Raw genomic sequence first — 15,133 nt, 5'->3', positions numbered from 1 at the left:
TGCCCCGTTACCGGCCGCCGTCCGCGCCTCGTAGGGTCGTGCGCCGTAGCAGGACCGACAGCGAGGAGGCCGTTGCCGTGCTGGACCAGGGCGCAGGCCCGCACACCCCGAAGATCCCCGCCGGGCGGCATGGCGGCGCCTCGCGGCTGACGCGCCGCAAGCCCGTGGAGATGCTGCTGGCCGAGGGCGGCCACGGAGGCGGCGGCGAACTGCGCCGCAGCCTCGGCCTGTGGCAGCTGACCATGATCAGCATCGGGGCGACGCTCGGGACCGGGATCTTCGTCGTCCTCGGGCAGGCCGTGCCCGACGCCGGGCCCGCGGTAGTCGTCTCCTTCGTCGTCGCGGGCCTCACGGCGCTCTTCTCCGCCCTCTCCTACGCGGAACTGGCCGGCACCATCCCCGTCGCCGGTTCCTCCTACTCCTACGCCTACGCGACGATGGGCGAACTCGTCGCCTGGGTGTGCGGCTGGTGTCTGCTGCTGGAGTACGGGGTCTCGGTCGCCGCCGTCGCCGTCGGCTGGGGTCAGTACACCGACGAACTGCTCCACGGCACCCTCGGGCTGAACCTCCCCCAGGCCCTGTCGGCCCCGCCGGGCGAGGGCGGGCTCTTCAACGTCCCGGCGCTCCTCGTCGTGCTGCTCGCCATGGCCTTCCTGCTCGGCGGCGCCCGGGAGAGCGCGCGGGCCAACACCGTCATGGTCGCCGTGAAGGTCATCGCGCTGCTGCTGTTCTGCGCCGTCGCGGCCACAGGCGTCCGGGCCGGCAACTACCAGCCCTTCATGCCGCTGGGCATGGCCGGGGTCAGCGCCGCCGGAGCGACCCTGTTCTTCTCCTACATCGGCTTCGACGCGGCCTCCACGGCGGGGGAGGAGGCGAAGGACCCGCAGCGAGACCTTCCGCGCGCCATCCTCCTCTCGCTCGTCCTGGTCACCGCGCTGTACTGCCTCGTCGCGGCCGTGGCCGTGGGCGCCCTGCCCTGGCAGCGGTTCGAGGGCGGCGAAGCGGCGCTCTCCGGCATCCTCCGCGAGGTCACCGGCCAGGACTTCTGGCCCGCGGTGCTCGCTTTCGGCGCCGTCGTCGCCATCGCATCGGTCGTGCTGACCGTGCTGTACGGGCAGACCCGGATCCTTTTCGCGATGTCCCGCGACGGCCTGGTGCCCGCCGTCTTCTCCAAGGTCGACCCCCGAAGCGGCACGCCGCGCGCCAACACCGTCATCGTCTCCGCGTTCTGCGGGACGCTCGCCGCGGCCGTGCCGCTCGGCGGTCTCGCCGACGCCACCAGCATCGGCACCCTCTTCGCCTTCGGACTCGTCAACGTCGCTGTGATCGTGCTGCGCCGCACCCGGCCCGGGATGCGCCGGTCCTTCCGGGTTCCGCTCTCGCCGTTCCTGCCGCTGGCCGGACTGGGGCTGTGCCTGTGGATGATGCTCTCCCTGGACGCCGTCACGTGGGCGGTGTTCGGCGCCTGGATGGCGGTGGGCACTGTGGTGTACTTCGGGTACGGGATACGCCGCTCCCGGCTGAAGACCGCACCGGACCCCGCGAGCACGGAAGAGTGACCGGCCCCGCAGTGACTCTCAACGACCTCGACGAGCGCATCGTCCACCTCCTCTCCCAGGACGCCCGCCGCTCCTACGCCGACATCGGTGCCGAAGTGGGCCTCTCCGCGCCGGCCGTCAAACGCCGGGTCGACCGGCTGCGGGAGCAGGGCGCCATCACCGGCTTCACCGTCCGCGTGGACCCGGCGGCGCTCGGCTGGCGGACCGAGGGCTACATCGAGATGTACTGCCGCTCCAAGACCGGGCCGGACGACATCCGCCGCGCACTCGCCGGCTATCCGGAGGTCGCATCCGCCTCCACAGTGACCGGTGAGGCCGATGCCGTGGTGCAGGTCTTCGCCTCCGACATGCGGCACTTCGAGCAGGTGCTGGAACGCATCGCCGGGGAGCCGTTCGTCGAACGCACCAAGTCGGTGCTGGTGCTCTCGCCGCTGCTGCGCCGCTACCCGGCGGGAGCGCCGGGCTGAGGACTGGGGCCTGCCCGGTGCGGCGGCGCACCGCGCAACGAAACCCCGTGAACGAGCCCCGATGCGCAACGGAATGCCCTCCGATGCGCAACAGATGTGCCTTGTCGGCCGGATACCCGGACCGTACCGTCGAAGTGTTCCCAGCACATCCGTACGGGCGACTCGCGGCGTCCGCGCCCGCCCCCGTACGCCCGAGCACAGCCAGAGGTCCCATGCCGTCGCTGCGTATCGCCCTGCATCAGGGCCCCGCGGGCGTTCCCCGCACCGTCGAGGACGGTCTCGCCGCGCTCGACCAGGCCGCACGCACCGCCGCCGCCGAAGGCGCGCGTCTCCTGGTCACGCCCGAACTGTCCCTCACCGGCTACGCGCTGGGCGACGGCGTCGCCGGACGCGCAGAATCCGCCGACGGCCCCTCCGCGCGTGCGGTCGCCGGCATCGCCGCCGCGCACCGCATCGCCGTCGTCCACGGATATCCCGAACGCGACCCGGACAGCGGCGCGCTGTACAACTCCGCCGCCCTCGTCGGACCCGACGGGACCCGTCTCGCCGGGTACCGCAAGACGCACCTCTACGGCGGCTACGAGAAGCGCCACTTCACCCCGGGTGACCGGCTCGTGGTGCAGGCCGACGTGGACGGCGTCCGCATCGGCCTGCTCATCTGCTACGACGTGGAGTTCCCCGAAACCGTGCGCGCCCACGCCCTCGCGGGCACCGAGCTGCTGGTGGTCCCGACGGCGCTGATGCGTCCCTACGACATGGTGGCGGAAACGCTCCTGCCCGCCCGGGCCTGGGAGAGCCAGCTGTATGTGGCGTACGCCAACCGCGTGGGCCGCGAAGGGGAGTTCGACTTCGCGGGCCTCAGCTGTCTCGCCGCCCCCGACGGAACCGTCCCCGCGCGCGCCGGCCGGGAGTCCGCGCTGCTGACGGCCGTCGCCGACACCGCCGCGCTGCACACCTCACGCGAGCGGAACAGCTATCTCACCGACCGGCGGCCCGAGCTGTACACCGCCTGACGGGCCGCCCCGCCCGGCCTGCACGACGCCGCCCGGCCGCCGGCCGCGCCGCCGCGTCCCACGCCCGCACGCCGATCACGTCCCTGCCCGAGCAGCCACCCCGAACCGGGGAGAGGAGAAGCGCGCCGATGACGTCCACGGTGCCCACAGCCGCACACGAGGAACCGCAGCCGCTGGCCGTCAGGCCGCTGACCATGTCCGGCCCGGACTTCCCCTTCGCCTACGACGACCACCTCGCCCACCCCGCAGGCCTGGGGTCGGTCCCCGCGACCGAACACGGCACCGAGGTCGCCGTCATCGGCGGCGGACTCTCCGGCATGGTCACCGCCTACGAGTTGATGAAGGCGGGCCTCAAGCCCGTCGTCTACGAGGCCGACCGGATCGGCGGGCGGCTGCGCACCGAGCGGTTCGAGGGCTGCGAGGGCGAGTTGACGGCCGAGATGGGAGCCATGCGCTTCCCGCCGTCCTCCACCGCCTTCCAGCACTACGTCGAGCTGACCGGTCTGGAGACGCGGCCGTTCCCCAACCCCCTCTCGCCGGCGGCTCCTTCGACGGTCGTGGACCTCAAGGGCACCTCGCACTACGCCCGTACGCTCGAGGACCTTCCACCGGTCTTCCACCAGGTCATGGACGCTTGGAACACCTGCCTGGAGGACGGCGCCGAATTCTCCGCCATGCAGCGGGCGCTGCGGGAGCGCGACGTGCCGCGCATCCGCGAGATCTGGTCCCGCCTGGTGCACAGGCTCGACAACCAGACCTTCTACGGTTTCCTCTGCGACTCGGAGTCCTTCGGCTCCTTCCGCCACCGCGAGATCTTCGGGCAGGTCGGCTTCGGCACCGGCGGCTGGGACACCGACTTCCCCAACTCCATCCTGGAGATCCTGCGCGTCGTCTACACCGGTGCAGACGACGACCACCGCAGCATCGTCGGCGGAAGCCGGCAGCTCCCCGAGCGGCTGTGGGAGCTGGAGCCCGACAAGCTCGTGCACTGGCCCGCCGGCACCTCCCTGGCCTCGCTCCACCGGGACGCGGGAGACACTCGCGGCGGCCGAACCCGCGGTGGGCACCGTCCCGCCGTGACCCGGCTGCGCCGCACCGCCGGCAACCGCATCACCGTCACCGACGCCGGAGGCGACATCCGCACCTACCGCGCGGCCGTCTTCACGGCCCAGTCGTGGATGCTGCTGAGCAAGATCGACTGCGATGACGACCTGCTGCCCATCGACCACTGGACGGCCGTGGAGCGCACCCACTACATGGAGTCCTCCAAGCTGTTCGTGCCCGTGGACCGGCCGTTCTGGCTCGACGAGGCCGTCGACGACAGGGGCGAGCCGACCGGCCGCGACAAGATGAGCATGACGCTCACCGACCGGATGACGCGCGGCACCTACCTGCTGGACGACGGCCCGGACCGGCCCGCCGTCATCTGCCTCTCGTACACGTGGTGCGACGACAGCCTCAAGTGGCTGCCGCTCGACGCGAGTCAGCGCATGGAGGTGATGCTGAAGTCGCTGGGGGAGATCTATCCGAAGGTCGACATCCGCAGCCACATCACCGGCAGCCCCCTCACCGTCTCCTGGGAGAACGAGCCCTACTTCATGGGCGCCTTCAAGGCCAACCTGCCCGGCCACTACCGCTACCAGCGGCGGCTGTTCACGCACTTCATGCAGGACTCCCTGCCCGAGGACAAGCGCGGGCTCTTCCTCGCCGGCGACGACATCTCCTGGACGGCGGGCTGGGCGGAGGGCGCCGTGCAGACCGCGCTCAACGCCGTGTGGGGAGTGCTGCACCACTTCGGCGGCGGCACCGACCCGTCCAACCCGGGGCCGGGCGACGTCTTCGACGAGATCGCCCCGGTGCTGCTGCCGGAGGACTGAGCTGCCGGAGGACTGAGCGGAGGGGTGCGGGCGCCGGGCCGGGCGTCACCCGCTCACATGCCGGCCTCGCGCACCGCCGAGTGCAACGCGCGTGCCGCGTCGGTCAGTTCCGTCGTGTCGCGCGATGCCGCCTGCACGTCCAGGATCGCCTCGTCGACGCCGGCCGCCACGCCCTCAGCGAGGTCCTCGACGACCTGCTCGACGGTGCCCTGGTGCCTCCTGCGCCCGGATTCGAGCGGCTTGTCCGTGAGGCTCACGCTGCACCGCTGCACGACGGTGAGCGAGTCCGGATCGCGGCCGTTGCGCTCGGCCAGCTCCCGCAGCTTGGCGCGGCTGCGGGCCACGACGGGGTGGGGCGTGAGGGAGGGCACCCAGCCGTCGGCACGGCGGGCGATCCGCTCCAGGGTGCGGGAGTTGCTCGCTGCCAGCAGCACGGGGATTCTGCCGTTCTGCGGCTTGGGCCCGACGTCCGCCGGGGCGATCCGCGTGCGGCTGCCCTCGTATGCCGACGTGCCGGGGCCCCACACCGTCTCGCACACGTCCAGCAGTTCGTCCAGCAGCGCGCCCCGACGGTCGAAGTCCGCGCCCGCAGCGGCGTATTCGTCGCGCGACCAGCCGGTGCCGAAGCCCGCGACGAGGCGGCCGCCGCTCGCGGCGCTCAGCGTGCCGAGAGCACGGGCCAGGTCGAACGGCGCGTGGAGCGGGCCCACCAGCACGGACGTGCCCAGCCGCACCCGTTCCGTGACCGCCGCGGCCTGGGCCAGCGTGACGAGCGGGTCGGCGATGTGCCGGAAGGACTCCGGCCACGGGCGGCCCTCGATGCCGTACATGCCGTCGACCGGGTCCTGCGGGACCAGGGTGCGTTCGAAGACCCACAGGCTGTCGTAGCCGCACGCCTCCGCCTCCCGTGCCACCGCCGTAACATCGCGTCCGGGCGCGTAGTGCTTCATCTGTGGCAGCCCCAGACCCAGTCGCAGCGTCATGCCGTCCTCCGTGAGGGTCGTGTCCGTACGGGGTTCTCCCGCCCTGCATGAATGCCCCCTTCTGCTCCCGTGACCCCTCCCGCGTCTGGGGCGTCCGCTTTGGCCGTCAGCGGTCGCGCGGCAGGGGAGTGAGCAGGCACCGCCCGGCGAGGCCCACTCCGGCGTCCAGCCCCTCGGTGAACTCACCGGCCAGCTCCGGCTGTTCGCGCAGGCCCCACAGGGTGCGGAAAGCCATCCACGCGCCCGCACGGGCCATCTCGAGGCTCCATGAAGCGAGCAGGTGCGTGAGCGGATCGGCTACGTCCAGGACGTCCGGCCCCGGCATCAGCTCCTCACGGATGCGCTCCTCCAGAAGCGTCAGCAGAACGCCGACCCGCTCGAAGTCGCCTTCCAGCGCGGACGGTTCGGCCTGCCGGGCCTCGCAGGTGGCCAGCAGCGCCAGCGGCAGGTCGTAGCCCACATGCGCGTTGATCCCCGCGAGGGCGAACTGGAGGGGACGCACATCGGGATGGCGGCGCATCTGGAACAGGGGCCGCCAGGACGCGGGAGGGCGGAGGCCGGAACTGTGCGCCTCCACCGCCGAGAGATAGCGGCCCGCGAAGCGCGCGCTCAGCTCCTCGGCGGAGGCGCGGTCGCCGAACCATCCTGATTCCAGGCGCCGTTGGAGCTCCGTCGTCACCGAGAGATAGACGCGCCCGAAGACCGCCACACCGTCGCCCTGCGGCACCCGGGCACCGACGCCGCGCATGCGCCGCACCACCGGGCCGAGCGTCGCGTGCGGCCGCGACGGCGTCGTCTCCCGCAGGGGTGTCCGTTCAGCTGACGTCATGAGTGCAGCGTGGCAGGCGCGGTGGCGTGCGGTGGCGAATACGGCGTCCGTGGCGCCCGGACGGAGGACACCGGCGCGCGAACGGGCCCGGCCGGCCCGAGCGTTCGGGCCGGCAGCCAGGGGAGCAGCCCTGGCCTCAGGAAGTCTCGGGAGCGGACGCCGGCGTGCTCTGCGGCCTCCCGGCGGGGCCCTCGCCCGCGACCGAGGTTGTCGTGCGCCCTTCGGGACGCAGCACGCCCGCACCCAGCACCAGCCCCAGCAGCAGCACGGTGACCAGCCCGAACGACGCGGACAGCGACGTGGCCTCCGCGATCCAGCCGACCGCGGCGGGAGCAGCCAGCCCCGAGGCGTAGGCGAGGGTGGCCACGCCCGCGATCTCCTGACCCGGCGACGCCGACGGAATGCGGCCCGCCGCAGCGAAGCACAGCGGAACCACCACGGCCACGCCGATCCCGATCAGGGCGAAGCCCGTGATCGCCAGCGCGGGTGTGCGCGCGACCATCACCAGTGCTCCGCCGACCGCCGCCGTCAGCCCGCTGATCCGCACCGTCCGCACCGGCCCCAGGCGCCGCACCACCGCGTCGCCCAGGAGCCTTGCGACGGCCATCGTGCAGGCGAAGGCGGTGAACGCCGAGGCGGCCAGGCCCGGATCGGCGTTCGTCACATCGCGAAGGTAGATGGCCGACCAGTCCATCGACGAGCCCTCCGCGAACACCGCGAAGAAACCAATGAGCCCGACAGTGAGCGCGGCGCGGCTCGGCAGGGCGAAACGGGGCGGCTGCTCCGCCGCCGCGGTCTCGCCGGTCTCCCCGGCCGCGGGGGTCGGCTGCTCCCGCACATCCAGCGTCCAGCGGCACGACACGAGCGCCGCGGCGGCGGCCAGAGGGGCCACGACGCCCAGATGGACGCGCCCGTCGAGGCCGGAGTGCGCGGCGAGGGCGCCGCCCGCACCGCCCAGCAGGGTCCCCACGCTCCACATCCCGTGCAGGCCGGACATCACCGACTTCCCGTACCGCTCCTCGATCTGCACACCGTGGGCGTTCATCGCGACGTCCATCAGGCCGAGGCCGCACCCGTAGACGAAGAGGATCACGCACAGCCACAGCAGGGAGGGCGAGAGCGCGGGCAGCGCAAGACCCGCACAGCACATCAGCGACAGCCACGCCAGCGAGCGGCGCGGACCGTGCCGGTGGGCGAGGCGCGCGGAGAGCGGCATCGCCGCCGAGGCGCCGATCGTGAGGAACACCAGTGCCATCCCCAGCCAGCCGTGGCCGAGTTGGAGGTGCTCACGGATCCACGGGATGGCCGTGGCGAAACTGCCGCTCACCACGCCGTGGACGGTGAAGACGGCTGAGATCGCGCGCCGTGCACGGCGGGTTTCGCCGTCGGTGGCGGTCTGCTGCATATACGGGACCCTCCGGCCTGTACGTGTGTCTCCGGCAGCTGCCTTTCAGCGCCCTTCCCCCGCGCCCGTACCCCTTCGTCCTGCGCGATCCGGGACACTGTACGGGGGGTCTCGGCCGTCCGAACAAGGGGTTTTCGCAAGGCTTTTGCAAGAGGCTGAAAGCGCTCGCACACCCTCGATGCACTGCTGTGCACGCACTGTGAGTGAGCCCACAGGTGACGAGAGCATGACCCGCCCCTGTCCGTGGCAGACTTGGATGCGTACCAGTGACGTCAGCGCACTCCGGGGTCGGTGAAAGTCCGAACCGGCGGTTACAGTCCGCGACCCGGTCGCCTCCAGCGGCCGGTTGACCAGGTGAAATTCCTGGACCGACGGTGAAAGTCCGGATGGGAGGCAGTGCGCGGCGGGCCGAGACCGGTACACTGCCCCGTCGGCGGGCGCAGCCGTGTTTTGCACGGAAGCGGCCTTCCCCAGTGGTGGTGTCCTGGCCCCGACGGTCCGTGCATGCCCCGGAGTCCGTGCCCGAAGAGGCAGGAGAGACCCGGTGGCAACCGACGCAGCAGCCGCAGTGTCAGCCCCTTCCGCCGAACCGGCCGAACGGGCAGCCATGCGCCGCGCCGTCGAACTCGCCTCCCGCGGACTCGGTTCCACCAGCCCGAACCCTGTCGTGGGGTGCGTCGTCCTCAACTCCGAGGGCTATCCCGTCGGCGAGGGATGGCACCAGCGTGCCGGCGGCCCGCACGCCGAGATCCACGCCCTGGCCGAAGCAGGCGACGACGCACGCGGCGGCACCGCAGTCGTCACCCTCGAACCCTGCGACCGCACCGGCCGCACGGGCCCCTGCTCCCTCGCCCTCATCGAGGCGGGCATCGCCCGCGTCGTGTACGCCGTCGCCGACCCCTCGGCGCCGGGCGGAGCGGGCACCCTCGCCCGGGCCGGAACCGACGTGGTGCAGGGGCTGCTCGCGGACGAGGCGGCCGCCGGCAACGCCGCCTGGCTCACGTCCGTGCGGGAGCAACGCCCGTACGTCATCTGGAAGTACGCGGCGACGCTCGACGGGCGCGTCGCCGCCGCCGACGGCTCCAGCCGCTGGCTCACCTCCGGCGAGGCGCGTGCTGACGTGCACCGGCTGCGCGCCCGCACCGACGCGGTGCTCGTCGGCTCGGGCACGGTACGTACGGACGACCCGCACCTCGCCGTGCGAGGCGTGCCCGGGGCGGTGCAGCCGCTGCGCGTCGTCGTCGACACCGAAGCCTCCGTCGTACGACCCGGTGCGCGCGTCCTCGACGACGCCGCGCCCACGCTCGTCGCCGTCGCGGATGACGCGGCCGGACTCGAAGGCGCCGGCGAACTCGAAGGCGCCGCCGAGCTGTTGAGGCTGCCGCGCGCCGGGGGCGGCCGGCCGGGGCTCGACCTGGCGGCGCTGCTGGAGCACCTGCACGCGCGTGACGTCCGCTCGGTGCTGCTCGAGGGCGGCCCGACGCTGGCCGGGGCCTTCGTCGGGGCCGGAGCCGTCGACGAGGTCATCGGCTACGTCGCCCCCGTACTGCTCGGCGCCGGGCCCGCCGCACTCGGCGACGCCGGAATCGCCACCATCGCGCAGGCGTTGCGGCTGAAGGTGACCGAGACCGTGCGTGTCGGCCCTGACCTGCGCATCACCGCGGTTCCCCCGACGGCACTGCGCGCCAGGGCCTCCGGCGCTTCCGCCGCGGTCACCGCGTCAACCGCGTCAACCGCGTCAACCGCTTCCACTGAGGAGTCCTGAGTGTTCACCGGAATCGTCGAAGAACTGGGTGAGGTCGTCGCCGTGGAGGAGCTGCCGGGCGCGGCCCGCTTCCGGCTGCGCGGCCCCCTCGTCACCGACGGCGTGCGGCACGGCGAGTCGATCGCCGTCAACGGCGTCTGCCTCACCGTCGTCGAGGCGTCCGGAGGCGAGTTCACGGCCGACGTCATCGGCGAGACCCTGGCCCGTTCCTGCCTCGGCGCCCTGACCACCGGCTCCCGCGTCAACCTCGAACGCCCCATGGCGCTGGGCGGACGGCTCGACGGGCACCTCGTCCAGGGCCACGTCGACGGCACCGGGACCGTAGCCGAGCGGTCCGAGGACGGGACGGTGCGGGTCGAGATCCCCTCGGACCTGGCCAAGTACATCGTCGAGAAAGGGTCCATCACCATCGACGGCGTCAGCCTCACCGTCGTCGAGGCCGGTGACGCCCACTTCACCGTCAGCCTGATCCCCACGACGCTCGCGCTGACCACGCTCGGCATCAAGCAGCCGGGAGACCCGGTCAACCTCGAGGTCGACGTGCTGGCCAAGTACGTCGAGCGGCTGCTCACGCACGGCGGGCCCGGTGCGGCAGCGGCAGTTGCGCGAGGGAAAGAGGCCGCCGGCGAGAAGGAAGCCGTGCGGTGAACGCTCCCGGACTGCTCAACACCGAGGCCTTCACGGCCTTCGGCCAGGACGTCATCTACTCCGACCTCATCGGCAACGTCATCGGCCTGGCCGCCCTCGCGCTGGGCTGGCGCCGCTCCGTCCTCACCTGGCCCGTGCAGGTGCTGGCCGGCCTCGTCCTCGTGTGCGCCTACTACTCGGCGCAGCTCGCGGGCGGAGTCGGCAAGCAGCTGCTGGTCATCGTCGTCGCGCTGTGGGGCTGGTGGCAGTGGCGCCGCGGCAACCGCACGGCCGAGGACGGCGCGATCACGGTGCGCTTCGCGCGGCCGCGTGAGCGCGTGGTGCTGCTGGCCGGCACCGTCGCGGGCACCCTCGCCGTCGGCTCGCTCTTCACGCTCGTGCCCGAACTGTCGTGGAACCCGTGGCCCGACGCCTACATATTCGTCGGCACCCTCGCCGCGATGACGGCACAGGCCCGCGGGCTCGTGGAGTTCTGGTTCGCCTGGCTGCTGGTCGACATCGTCGGCGTCCCGCTGGCCTTCAGCAGCGGCCTTCCCTTCTCCGGCCTGGTCTACGTCCTCTACCTGGGGCTCGTGATGTGGGGCCTGCGCAGCTGGTGGCTGAGGACCCGCATCAGCACCCCCGTGGCTTCCGCCCCGCGGGAGTCCGCCGTCGAAGGAGCACGTCCATGAACGGGCCCGGCAGCACCGCCGGGCCGCTGCCCGGCACCAACGGCCCGAGCGGGCCTCAGCAAGGAGGCGCAGGAATGAGCGCAGCCGTTCCCGGCTGGTACGCGGACGCAGAGACCGGCGGGGCCCCCGGGTTTCCCGGAGGCGGCCCCGACGACTTCAGCCTCGACCCGGTCGAGCGTGCCATAGCCGATGTCGCCCTCGGCCGTCCCGTTGTGGTCGTGGACGACGAGAACCGGGAGAACGAGGGCGACCTGATCGTCGCCGCGGAGCGCGTCACCCCGGAGATCGTCGCCTTCATGATGAGCGAGTGCCGCGGCCTGATCTGCACGCCCATGGAGCCCGCCGCCCTCGACCGGCTCGACCTGCCGCAGATGGTCGAGCGGAACTCGGAGGCGCTGGGAACGGCCTTCACCGTCTCCGTGGACGCCACCGGCCGCCACGGCGTGACCACAGGCATCTCGGCCGCCGACCGGGCCACCACCATCCGGCTGCTGGCCGACCCGGGCTCCGCGCCGTCCGATTTCGTGCGCCCAGGGCACGCCTTCCCGCTGCGTGCCAAGCCCGGCGGCGTGCTGGAACGGGCCGGGCACACCGAGGCCGGGGTGGACCTGGCGAGGCTGGCGGGGCTGCGTCCCGCGGCGGCCATCGTCGAGATCGCCGGCGAGGACGGCACCATGCTGCGGCTGCCCGAGCTGCTGCCGTTCGCCCGCAAGCACGGCCTCGCGGTGATCTCCATCGAGGACTTGATCACCTATCGCGAGGCCACCGAGGGGCGGGCCCGGGCGGAGGGCGCAATGCCTGGGGAGTCCGCCGCCCCGGCGGAGCCCGCAGAGGCCGCGGAAGCCGTCGTGGCCGCGATGCCCGCGGAGCCCGCCGTGCCCGCGGCCGACACCGTGGAGCCCCCCGTACGGCGTGAGGCCATCACGCGGCTGCCCACCCGCCACGGCGAGTTCCGGGCGTACGGATACCGCTCCACCGCCGACGGCGTGGAGCACATCGCGCTGGTCACCGGGGACCTCACGGAGGGCGGCGGCGAGGACGTCCTGGTACGGGTGCACTCCGAGTGCCTCACGGGCGACGTCTTCGGGTCGCTGCGCTGCGACTGCGGAATGCAGCTGGACTCCTCCCTGGAGCGCGTGCAGTCCGAGGGCCGTGGCGTGGTGGTCTACCTGCGCGGACACGAGGGCCGCGGCATCGGACTGCTGTCCAAGCTGCGCGCGTACGAGCTCCAGGAACGCGGCCGCGACACCCTCGACGCCAACCTCGAACTGGGGCTGCCCGCCGACGCACGCGACTACGCCGCCGCCGCCCGGATGCTCGACGACCTGGGCGTGCGGTCCCTGCGGCTGATGACCAACAACCCGGAGAAGTCCGACGCGCTCGCCCGTCACGGTCTGCGCGTCACCGAGCGCGTGGCCATGCCCGTGGAGGCCGGGGAGCACAATCTGCACTACCTGCGCACCAAGCGCGACCGAATGGGCCACGAACTGCCGTGGCTGGAGGCGCGGAACGCCTCACCCTGCGGGAACCAGTGACCACCCCGGCGACGCCTGGACGAGGGCGGACCGCACCACAAGGACCAACGGCGCCGAAGACATCGGCCGGCAGAAGCAAGGAGCGAGGAACGTGAGCGGCAAGGGTGCCCCCCAAGTGACCGTCGAGGAGTGCGGCGATCTGCGCGTGGCCGTCGTGGCAGCGCAGTGGCACGAGACCGTCATGGACGGCCTCGTGGACGGCGCCCTGCGCGCCGCCCGGGAACTGGGCACCGCCGAGCCCACGCTGGTCCGCGTCCCCGGCAGCTTCGAACTGCCGGTCGCGGCCGGGGCCCTCGCCCGGGCCGGGTACGACGCGGTCGTCGCGCTCGGCGTTGTCATCCGCGGCGGCACACCGCACTTCGAGTACGTCTGCCAGGGAGTCACCCAAGGGCTGACGCAGGTCGGTGTCGAGACCGGAGTCCCCATCGGGTTCGGCGTCCTCACCTGCGACGACGATGAACAGGCCCTCGACCGTGCCGGACTGGCCGGCTCCCGCGAGGACAAGGGCCACGAGGCCACCACCGCCGCCGTGGCGACCGCCGCCGCGCTGCGCGCGGTGGCCTGAGCGGCCCCACCCGGGCGCGGGAGGCCGCCGGGCCTCCACGTAGAGTTGGGACACCATGGCGAACAAGACATTCGAGGAGCTCTTCGCCGAGCTCCAGCACAAGGCCGCCAACGGCGACCCCATCACCTCACGCACGGCGGAACTCACCGCCCAGGGTGTGCACTCCATCGGCAAGAAGATCGTCGAGGAGGCCGCCGAGGTGTGGATGGCCGCCGAGTACGAGGGGGACGAGCGCACAGCCGAGGAGATCTCGCAGCTCCTCTACCACGTGCAGGTCATGATGATCGCCCGCGGTGTGACCCTCGATGACGTATACGCTCATCTCTGATCCGTCCCGCTCCTGACGGCCACAGCCACAGACGGCCCGGCCGCCGCTCCGAAGTCTCCGGGCGGTGCACCCGTCCGAGCAGACCGACGCAAGCTCCCGCAACCCACGCCATCCCACGCAAAGGAATCCCGCACCATGCTGCGCATCGCCGTCCCCAACAAGGGTTCTCTCTCCGAGCCTGCGGTGGAGATGCTCCATGAAGCGGGCTACAAGCAGCGCAAGGACCGCCGCGAACTGGTGCTGACCGACGCCGAGAACGACGTCGAGTTCTTCTTCCTGCGCCCCCGCGACATCGCGATCTACGTCGGCTCCGGCAAGCTCGACATCGGCATCACCGGCAGGGACCTGCTGCTGGACTCCGGGGCGAAGGCCGAGGAGATCCTCCAACTGGGCTTCGCGGGCTCGACGTTCCGCTACGCCACCCGTCCCGGCACCGCCAAGGACGTGAGCGAGTTCGGCGGCATGACCGTCGCCACGTCCTTCGCCGGCATCGTCGGCAAGCACCTCGCCGAACACGGCGTGGAGGCCTCCGTCGTCCACCTCGACGGCGCCGTGGAGACCGCCATCCAGCTCGGCGTGGCCGAAGTCATCGCCGACGTCGTGGAGACGGGCAGCACCCTGCGCAACGCCGGGCTGGAGATCATCAGTGAGCCGATCCTGCACTCCGAAGCCGTCGTCGTGCGCGGCACCGACGCCCCCGTCGACGACCCCAAGGTCCAGCAGTTCCTCCGCCGCATGCAGGGCGTTCTCGTCGCCCGCCGGTACGTGATGATGGACTACGACATCCGCGCCGAGCACCTGGAAGCGGCCGTCGCCCTCACCCCCGGCCTCGAATCGCCCACCGTGTCGCCGCTGCACGACCAGGGATGGGTCGCCGTACGCTCCATGGTGCGTACGAAGGAGGCGCAGCGCATCATGGACGACCTGTACGACCTGGGCGCCCGCGCCATCCTCACCACCGGCATCCACGCCTGCCGCATCTGACTCGCCGTGTGTCCTCCAGGAGGATCCGGATGACCGAACTGCCCCCTCTGCCCGTGACGTTCCGCCCGAAGCGCACGCGTGCCGTCCTCGTCACCGTCGGTGTCGCGTTGTTCGTGGTGCTCACCGTCGTCGCAGTGATCCTGCCGGCGACCGGCGCGGGGGAGCGGGCCAGCTTCGTCGTCACGGGGCTGCTCTTCCTCGGCGTGCTGCTGCTTCTGTCGCGTCCGCATGTGACCGCGGACGAGGACGGGGTCACCGTCGTCAACCTGACGACCACACGGCGCCTCGAATGGGCGGAAGTGCTCCGCGTGAACCTGCGCCAGGGAGACCCGTGGGTGAGCCTCGACCTCGCCGACGGAACCAGCCTGCCCGCCATGGGAATCCAGCCCGGAATCGCCCGGGAACGGGCCATCGCCGACGCCGGCGCGCTCCGCGCACTCGCCGAGACCCGCGGTACGGGGGAGACGGTGCGCTGATGCACTGACAGGTGCCCCCCGCCACGCC

Annotated in this window: 15 protein-coding genes and 1 riboswitch; of the genes, 12 read left to right on the top strand and 3 right to left on the bottom strand. The window is 72.2% G+C overall.

Going from position 1 to position 15,133, the window contains the following annotated elements:
• Positions 1-77 precede the first annotated feature (77 nt).
• The 4 genes from EV375_RS01930 to EV375_RS01915 all read left to right on the top strand — a co-directional run bounded on the left by EV375_RS01930 (position 78) and on the right by EV375_RS01915 (position 4,916).
• On the top strand, positions 78-1,559 hold the full coding sequence (locus tag EV375_RS01930) for an amino acid permease (RefSeq protein ID WP_130301540.1): 1,482 nt from the start codon (positions 78-80) through the stop codon (positions 1,557-1,559).
• An 11-nt stretch (positions 1,560-1,570) separates the two neighbouring features.
• The gene (locus EV375_RS01925) at positions 1,571-2,026 is read left to right on the top strand and encodes an Lrp/AsnC family transcriptional regulator (protein WP_130297892.1); all 456 of its coding nucleotides are present in this window, start codon (positions 1,571-1,573) and stop codon (positions 2,024-2,026) included.
• Between the two features lie 212 nt (positions 2,027-2,238).
• A complete protein-coding gene (locus tag EV375_RS01920; RefSeq protein WP_130297891.1) occupies positions 2,239-3,039 on the top strand; it encodes a carbon-nitrogen hydrolase family protein in 801 nt (266 codons plus the stop codon).
• Between the two features lie 128 nt (positions 3,040-3,167).
• Entirely contained in the window at positions 3,168-4,916 is a 1,749-nt protein-coding gene (locus EV375_RS01915) for an NAD(P)/FAD-dependent oxidoreductase (protein WP_130297890.1), read from the top strand.
• A 53-nt stretch (positions 4,917-4,969) separates the two neighbouring features.
• Here EV375_RS01915 and EV375_RS01910 read toward each other — a convergent pair whose 3' ends face one another.
• The 3 genes from EV375_RS01910 to EV375_RS01900 all read right to left on the bottom strand — a co-directional run bounded on the left by EV375_RS01910 (position 4,970) and on the right by EV375_RS01900 (position 8,133).
• Entirely contained in the window at positions 4,970-5,899 is a 930-nt protein-coding gene (locus tag EV375_RS01910; protein WP_130297889.1) for an LLM class F420-dependent oxidoreductase, read from the bottom strand.
• Between the two features lie 106 nt (positions 5,900-6,005).
• The gene (locus EV375_RS01905; protein ID WP_130297888.1) at positions 6,006-6,728 is read right to left on the bottom strand and encodes a DUF5995 family protein; all 723 of its coding nucleotides are present in this window, start codon (positions 6,726-6,728) and stop codon (positions 6,006-6,008) included.
• A gap of 136 nt (positions 6,729-6,864) precedes the next feature.
• Positions 6,865-8,133, bottom strand: coding sequence for an MFS transporter (locus tag EV375_RS01900; RefSeq protein ID WP_130297887.1), 1,269 nt, complete (start codon positions 8,131-8,133; stop codon positions 6,865-6,867).
• Between the two features lie 273 nt (positions 8,134-8,406).
• Positions 8,407-8,537, top strand: a riboswitch (FMN riboswitch).
• A 203-nt stretch (positions 8,538-8,740) separates the two neighbouring features.
• On the opposite strand from EV375_RS01900, the gene ribD reads away from it, so the two are divergent.
• From ribD to EV375_RS01860, 8 genes are all read left to right on the top strand, one after another.
• Positions 8,741-9,898: a bifunctional diaminohydroxyphosphoribosylaminopyrimidine deaminase/5-amino-6-(5-phosphoribosylamino)uracil reductase RibD gene (ribD, locus tag EV375_RS01895; protein WP_130301539.1), complete on the top strand. Its 1,158-nt coding sequence runs from the start codon at positions 8,741-8,743 to the stop codon at positions 9,896-9,898.
• A complete protein-coding gene (locus EV375_RS01890; RefSeq protein WP_130297886.1) occupies positions 9,899-10,546 on the top strand; it encodes a riboflavin synthase in 648 nt (215 codons plus the stop codon). It begins immediately after the preceding gene.
• Positions 10,543-11,217 (top strand): nicotinamide mononucleotide transporter family protein, encoded by a 675-nt coding sequence (locus EV375_RS01885; RefSeq protein WP_130297885.1) that lies wholly within the window; start codon positions 10,543-10,545, stop codon positions 11,215-11,217. Before EV375_RS01890 ends, EV375_RS01885 begins: the two co-directional genes overlap by 4 nt.
• A gap of 74 nt (positions 11,218-11,291) precedes the next feature.
• A complete protein-coding gene (gene ribB, locus EV375_RS01880; RefSeq protein WP_130297884.1) occupies positions 11,292-12,752 on the top strand; it encodes a 3,4-dihydroxy-2-butanone-4-phosphate synthase in 1,461 nt (486 codons plus the stop codon).
• A 91-nt stretch (positions 12,753-12,843) separates the two neighbouring features.
• A complete protein-coding gene (gene ribH / locus EV375_RS01875; protein WP_130297883.1) occupies positions 12,844-13,317 on the top strand; it encodes a 6,7-dimethyl-8-ribityllumazine synthase in 474 nt (157 codons plus the stop codon).
• A gap of 55 nt (positions 13,318-13,372) precedes the next feature.
• Complete coding sequence (locus tag EV375_RS01870; RefSeq protein WP_130297882.1) at positions 13,373-13,645, top strand: phosphoribosyl-ATP diphosphatase; 273 nt, start codon at positions 13,373-13,375, stop codon at positions 13,643-13,645.
• 135 nt (positions 13,646-13,780) lie between these two features.
• A complete protein-coding gene (gene hisG, locus EV375_RS01865) occupies positions 13,781-14,629 on the top strand; it encodes an ATP phosphoribosyltransferase (protein ID WP_055487395.1) in 849 nt (282 codons plus the stop codon).
• A 29-nt stretch (positions 14,630-14,658) separates the two neighbouring features.
• Positions 14,659-15,105: a PH domain-containing protein gene (locus EV375_RS01860; RefSeq protein WP_130297881.1), complete on the top strand. Its 447-nt coding sequence runs from the start codon at positions 14,659-14,661 to the stop codon at positions 15,103-15,105.
• The last annotated feature ends 28 nt before the right edge of the window (positions 15,106-15,133 follow it).

The organism is Streptomyces sp. CNZ301, from assembly GCF_004217425.1.
Note: the sequence above shows the minus strand (reverse complement) of the source record. Positions and strands in the feature narration are given on the sequence as shown.

Excerpts from the sequence above, each read along its gene's own strand:
- EV375_RS01860 (WP_130297881.1), top strand. The coding sequence starts at position 14,659 with ATGACCGAACTGCCCCCTCTGCCCGTGACGTTCCGCCCGAAGCGCACG.
- EV375_RS01870 (WP_130297882.1), top strand. The coding sequence starts at position 13,373 with ATGGCGAACAAGACATTCGAGGAGCTCTTCGCCGAGCTCCAGCACAAG.
- ribD (WP_130301539.1), top strand. The coding sequence starts at position 8,741 with ATGCGCCGCGCCGTCGAACTCGCCTCCCGCGGACTCGGTTCCACCAGC.
- EV375_RS01915 (WP_130297890.1), top strand. The coding sequence starts at position 3,168 with ATGACGTCCACGGTGCCCACAGCCGCACACGAGGAACCGCAGCCGCTG.
- EV375_RS01920 (WP_130297891.1), top strand. The coding sequence starts at position 2,239 with ATGCCGTCGCTGCGTATCGCCCTGCATCAGGGCCCCGCGGGCGTTCCC.
- EV375_RS01910 (WP_130297889.1), bottom strand. The coding sequence starts at position 5,899 with ATGACGCTGCGACTGGGTCTGGGGCTGCCACAGATGAAGCACTACGCG.
- EV375_RS01905 (WP_130297888.1), bottom strand. The coding sequence starts at position 6,728 with ATGACGTCAGCTGAACGGACACCCCTGCGGGAGACGACGCCGTCGCGG.
- EV375_RS01900 (WP_130297887.1), bottom strand. The coding sequence starts at position 8,133 with ATGCAGCAGACCGCCACCGACGGCGAAACCCGCCGTGCACGGCGCGCG.
- hisG (WP_055487395.1), top strand. The coding sequence starts at position 13,781 with ATGCTGCGCATCGCCGTCCCCAACAAGGGTTCTCTCTCCGAGCCTGCG.
- ribB (WP_130297884.1), top strand. The coding sequence starts at position 11,292 with ATGAGCGCAGCCGTTCCCGGCTGGTACGCGGACGCAGAGACCGGCGGG.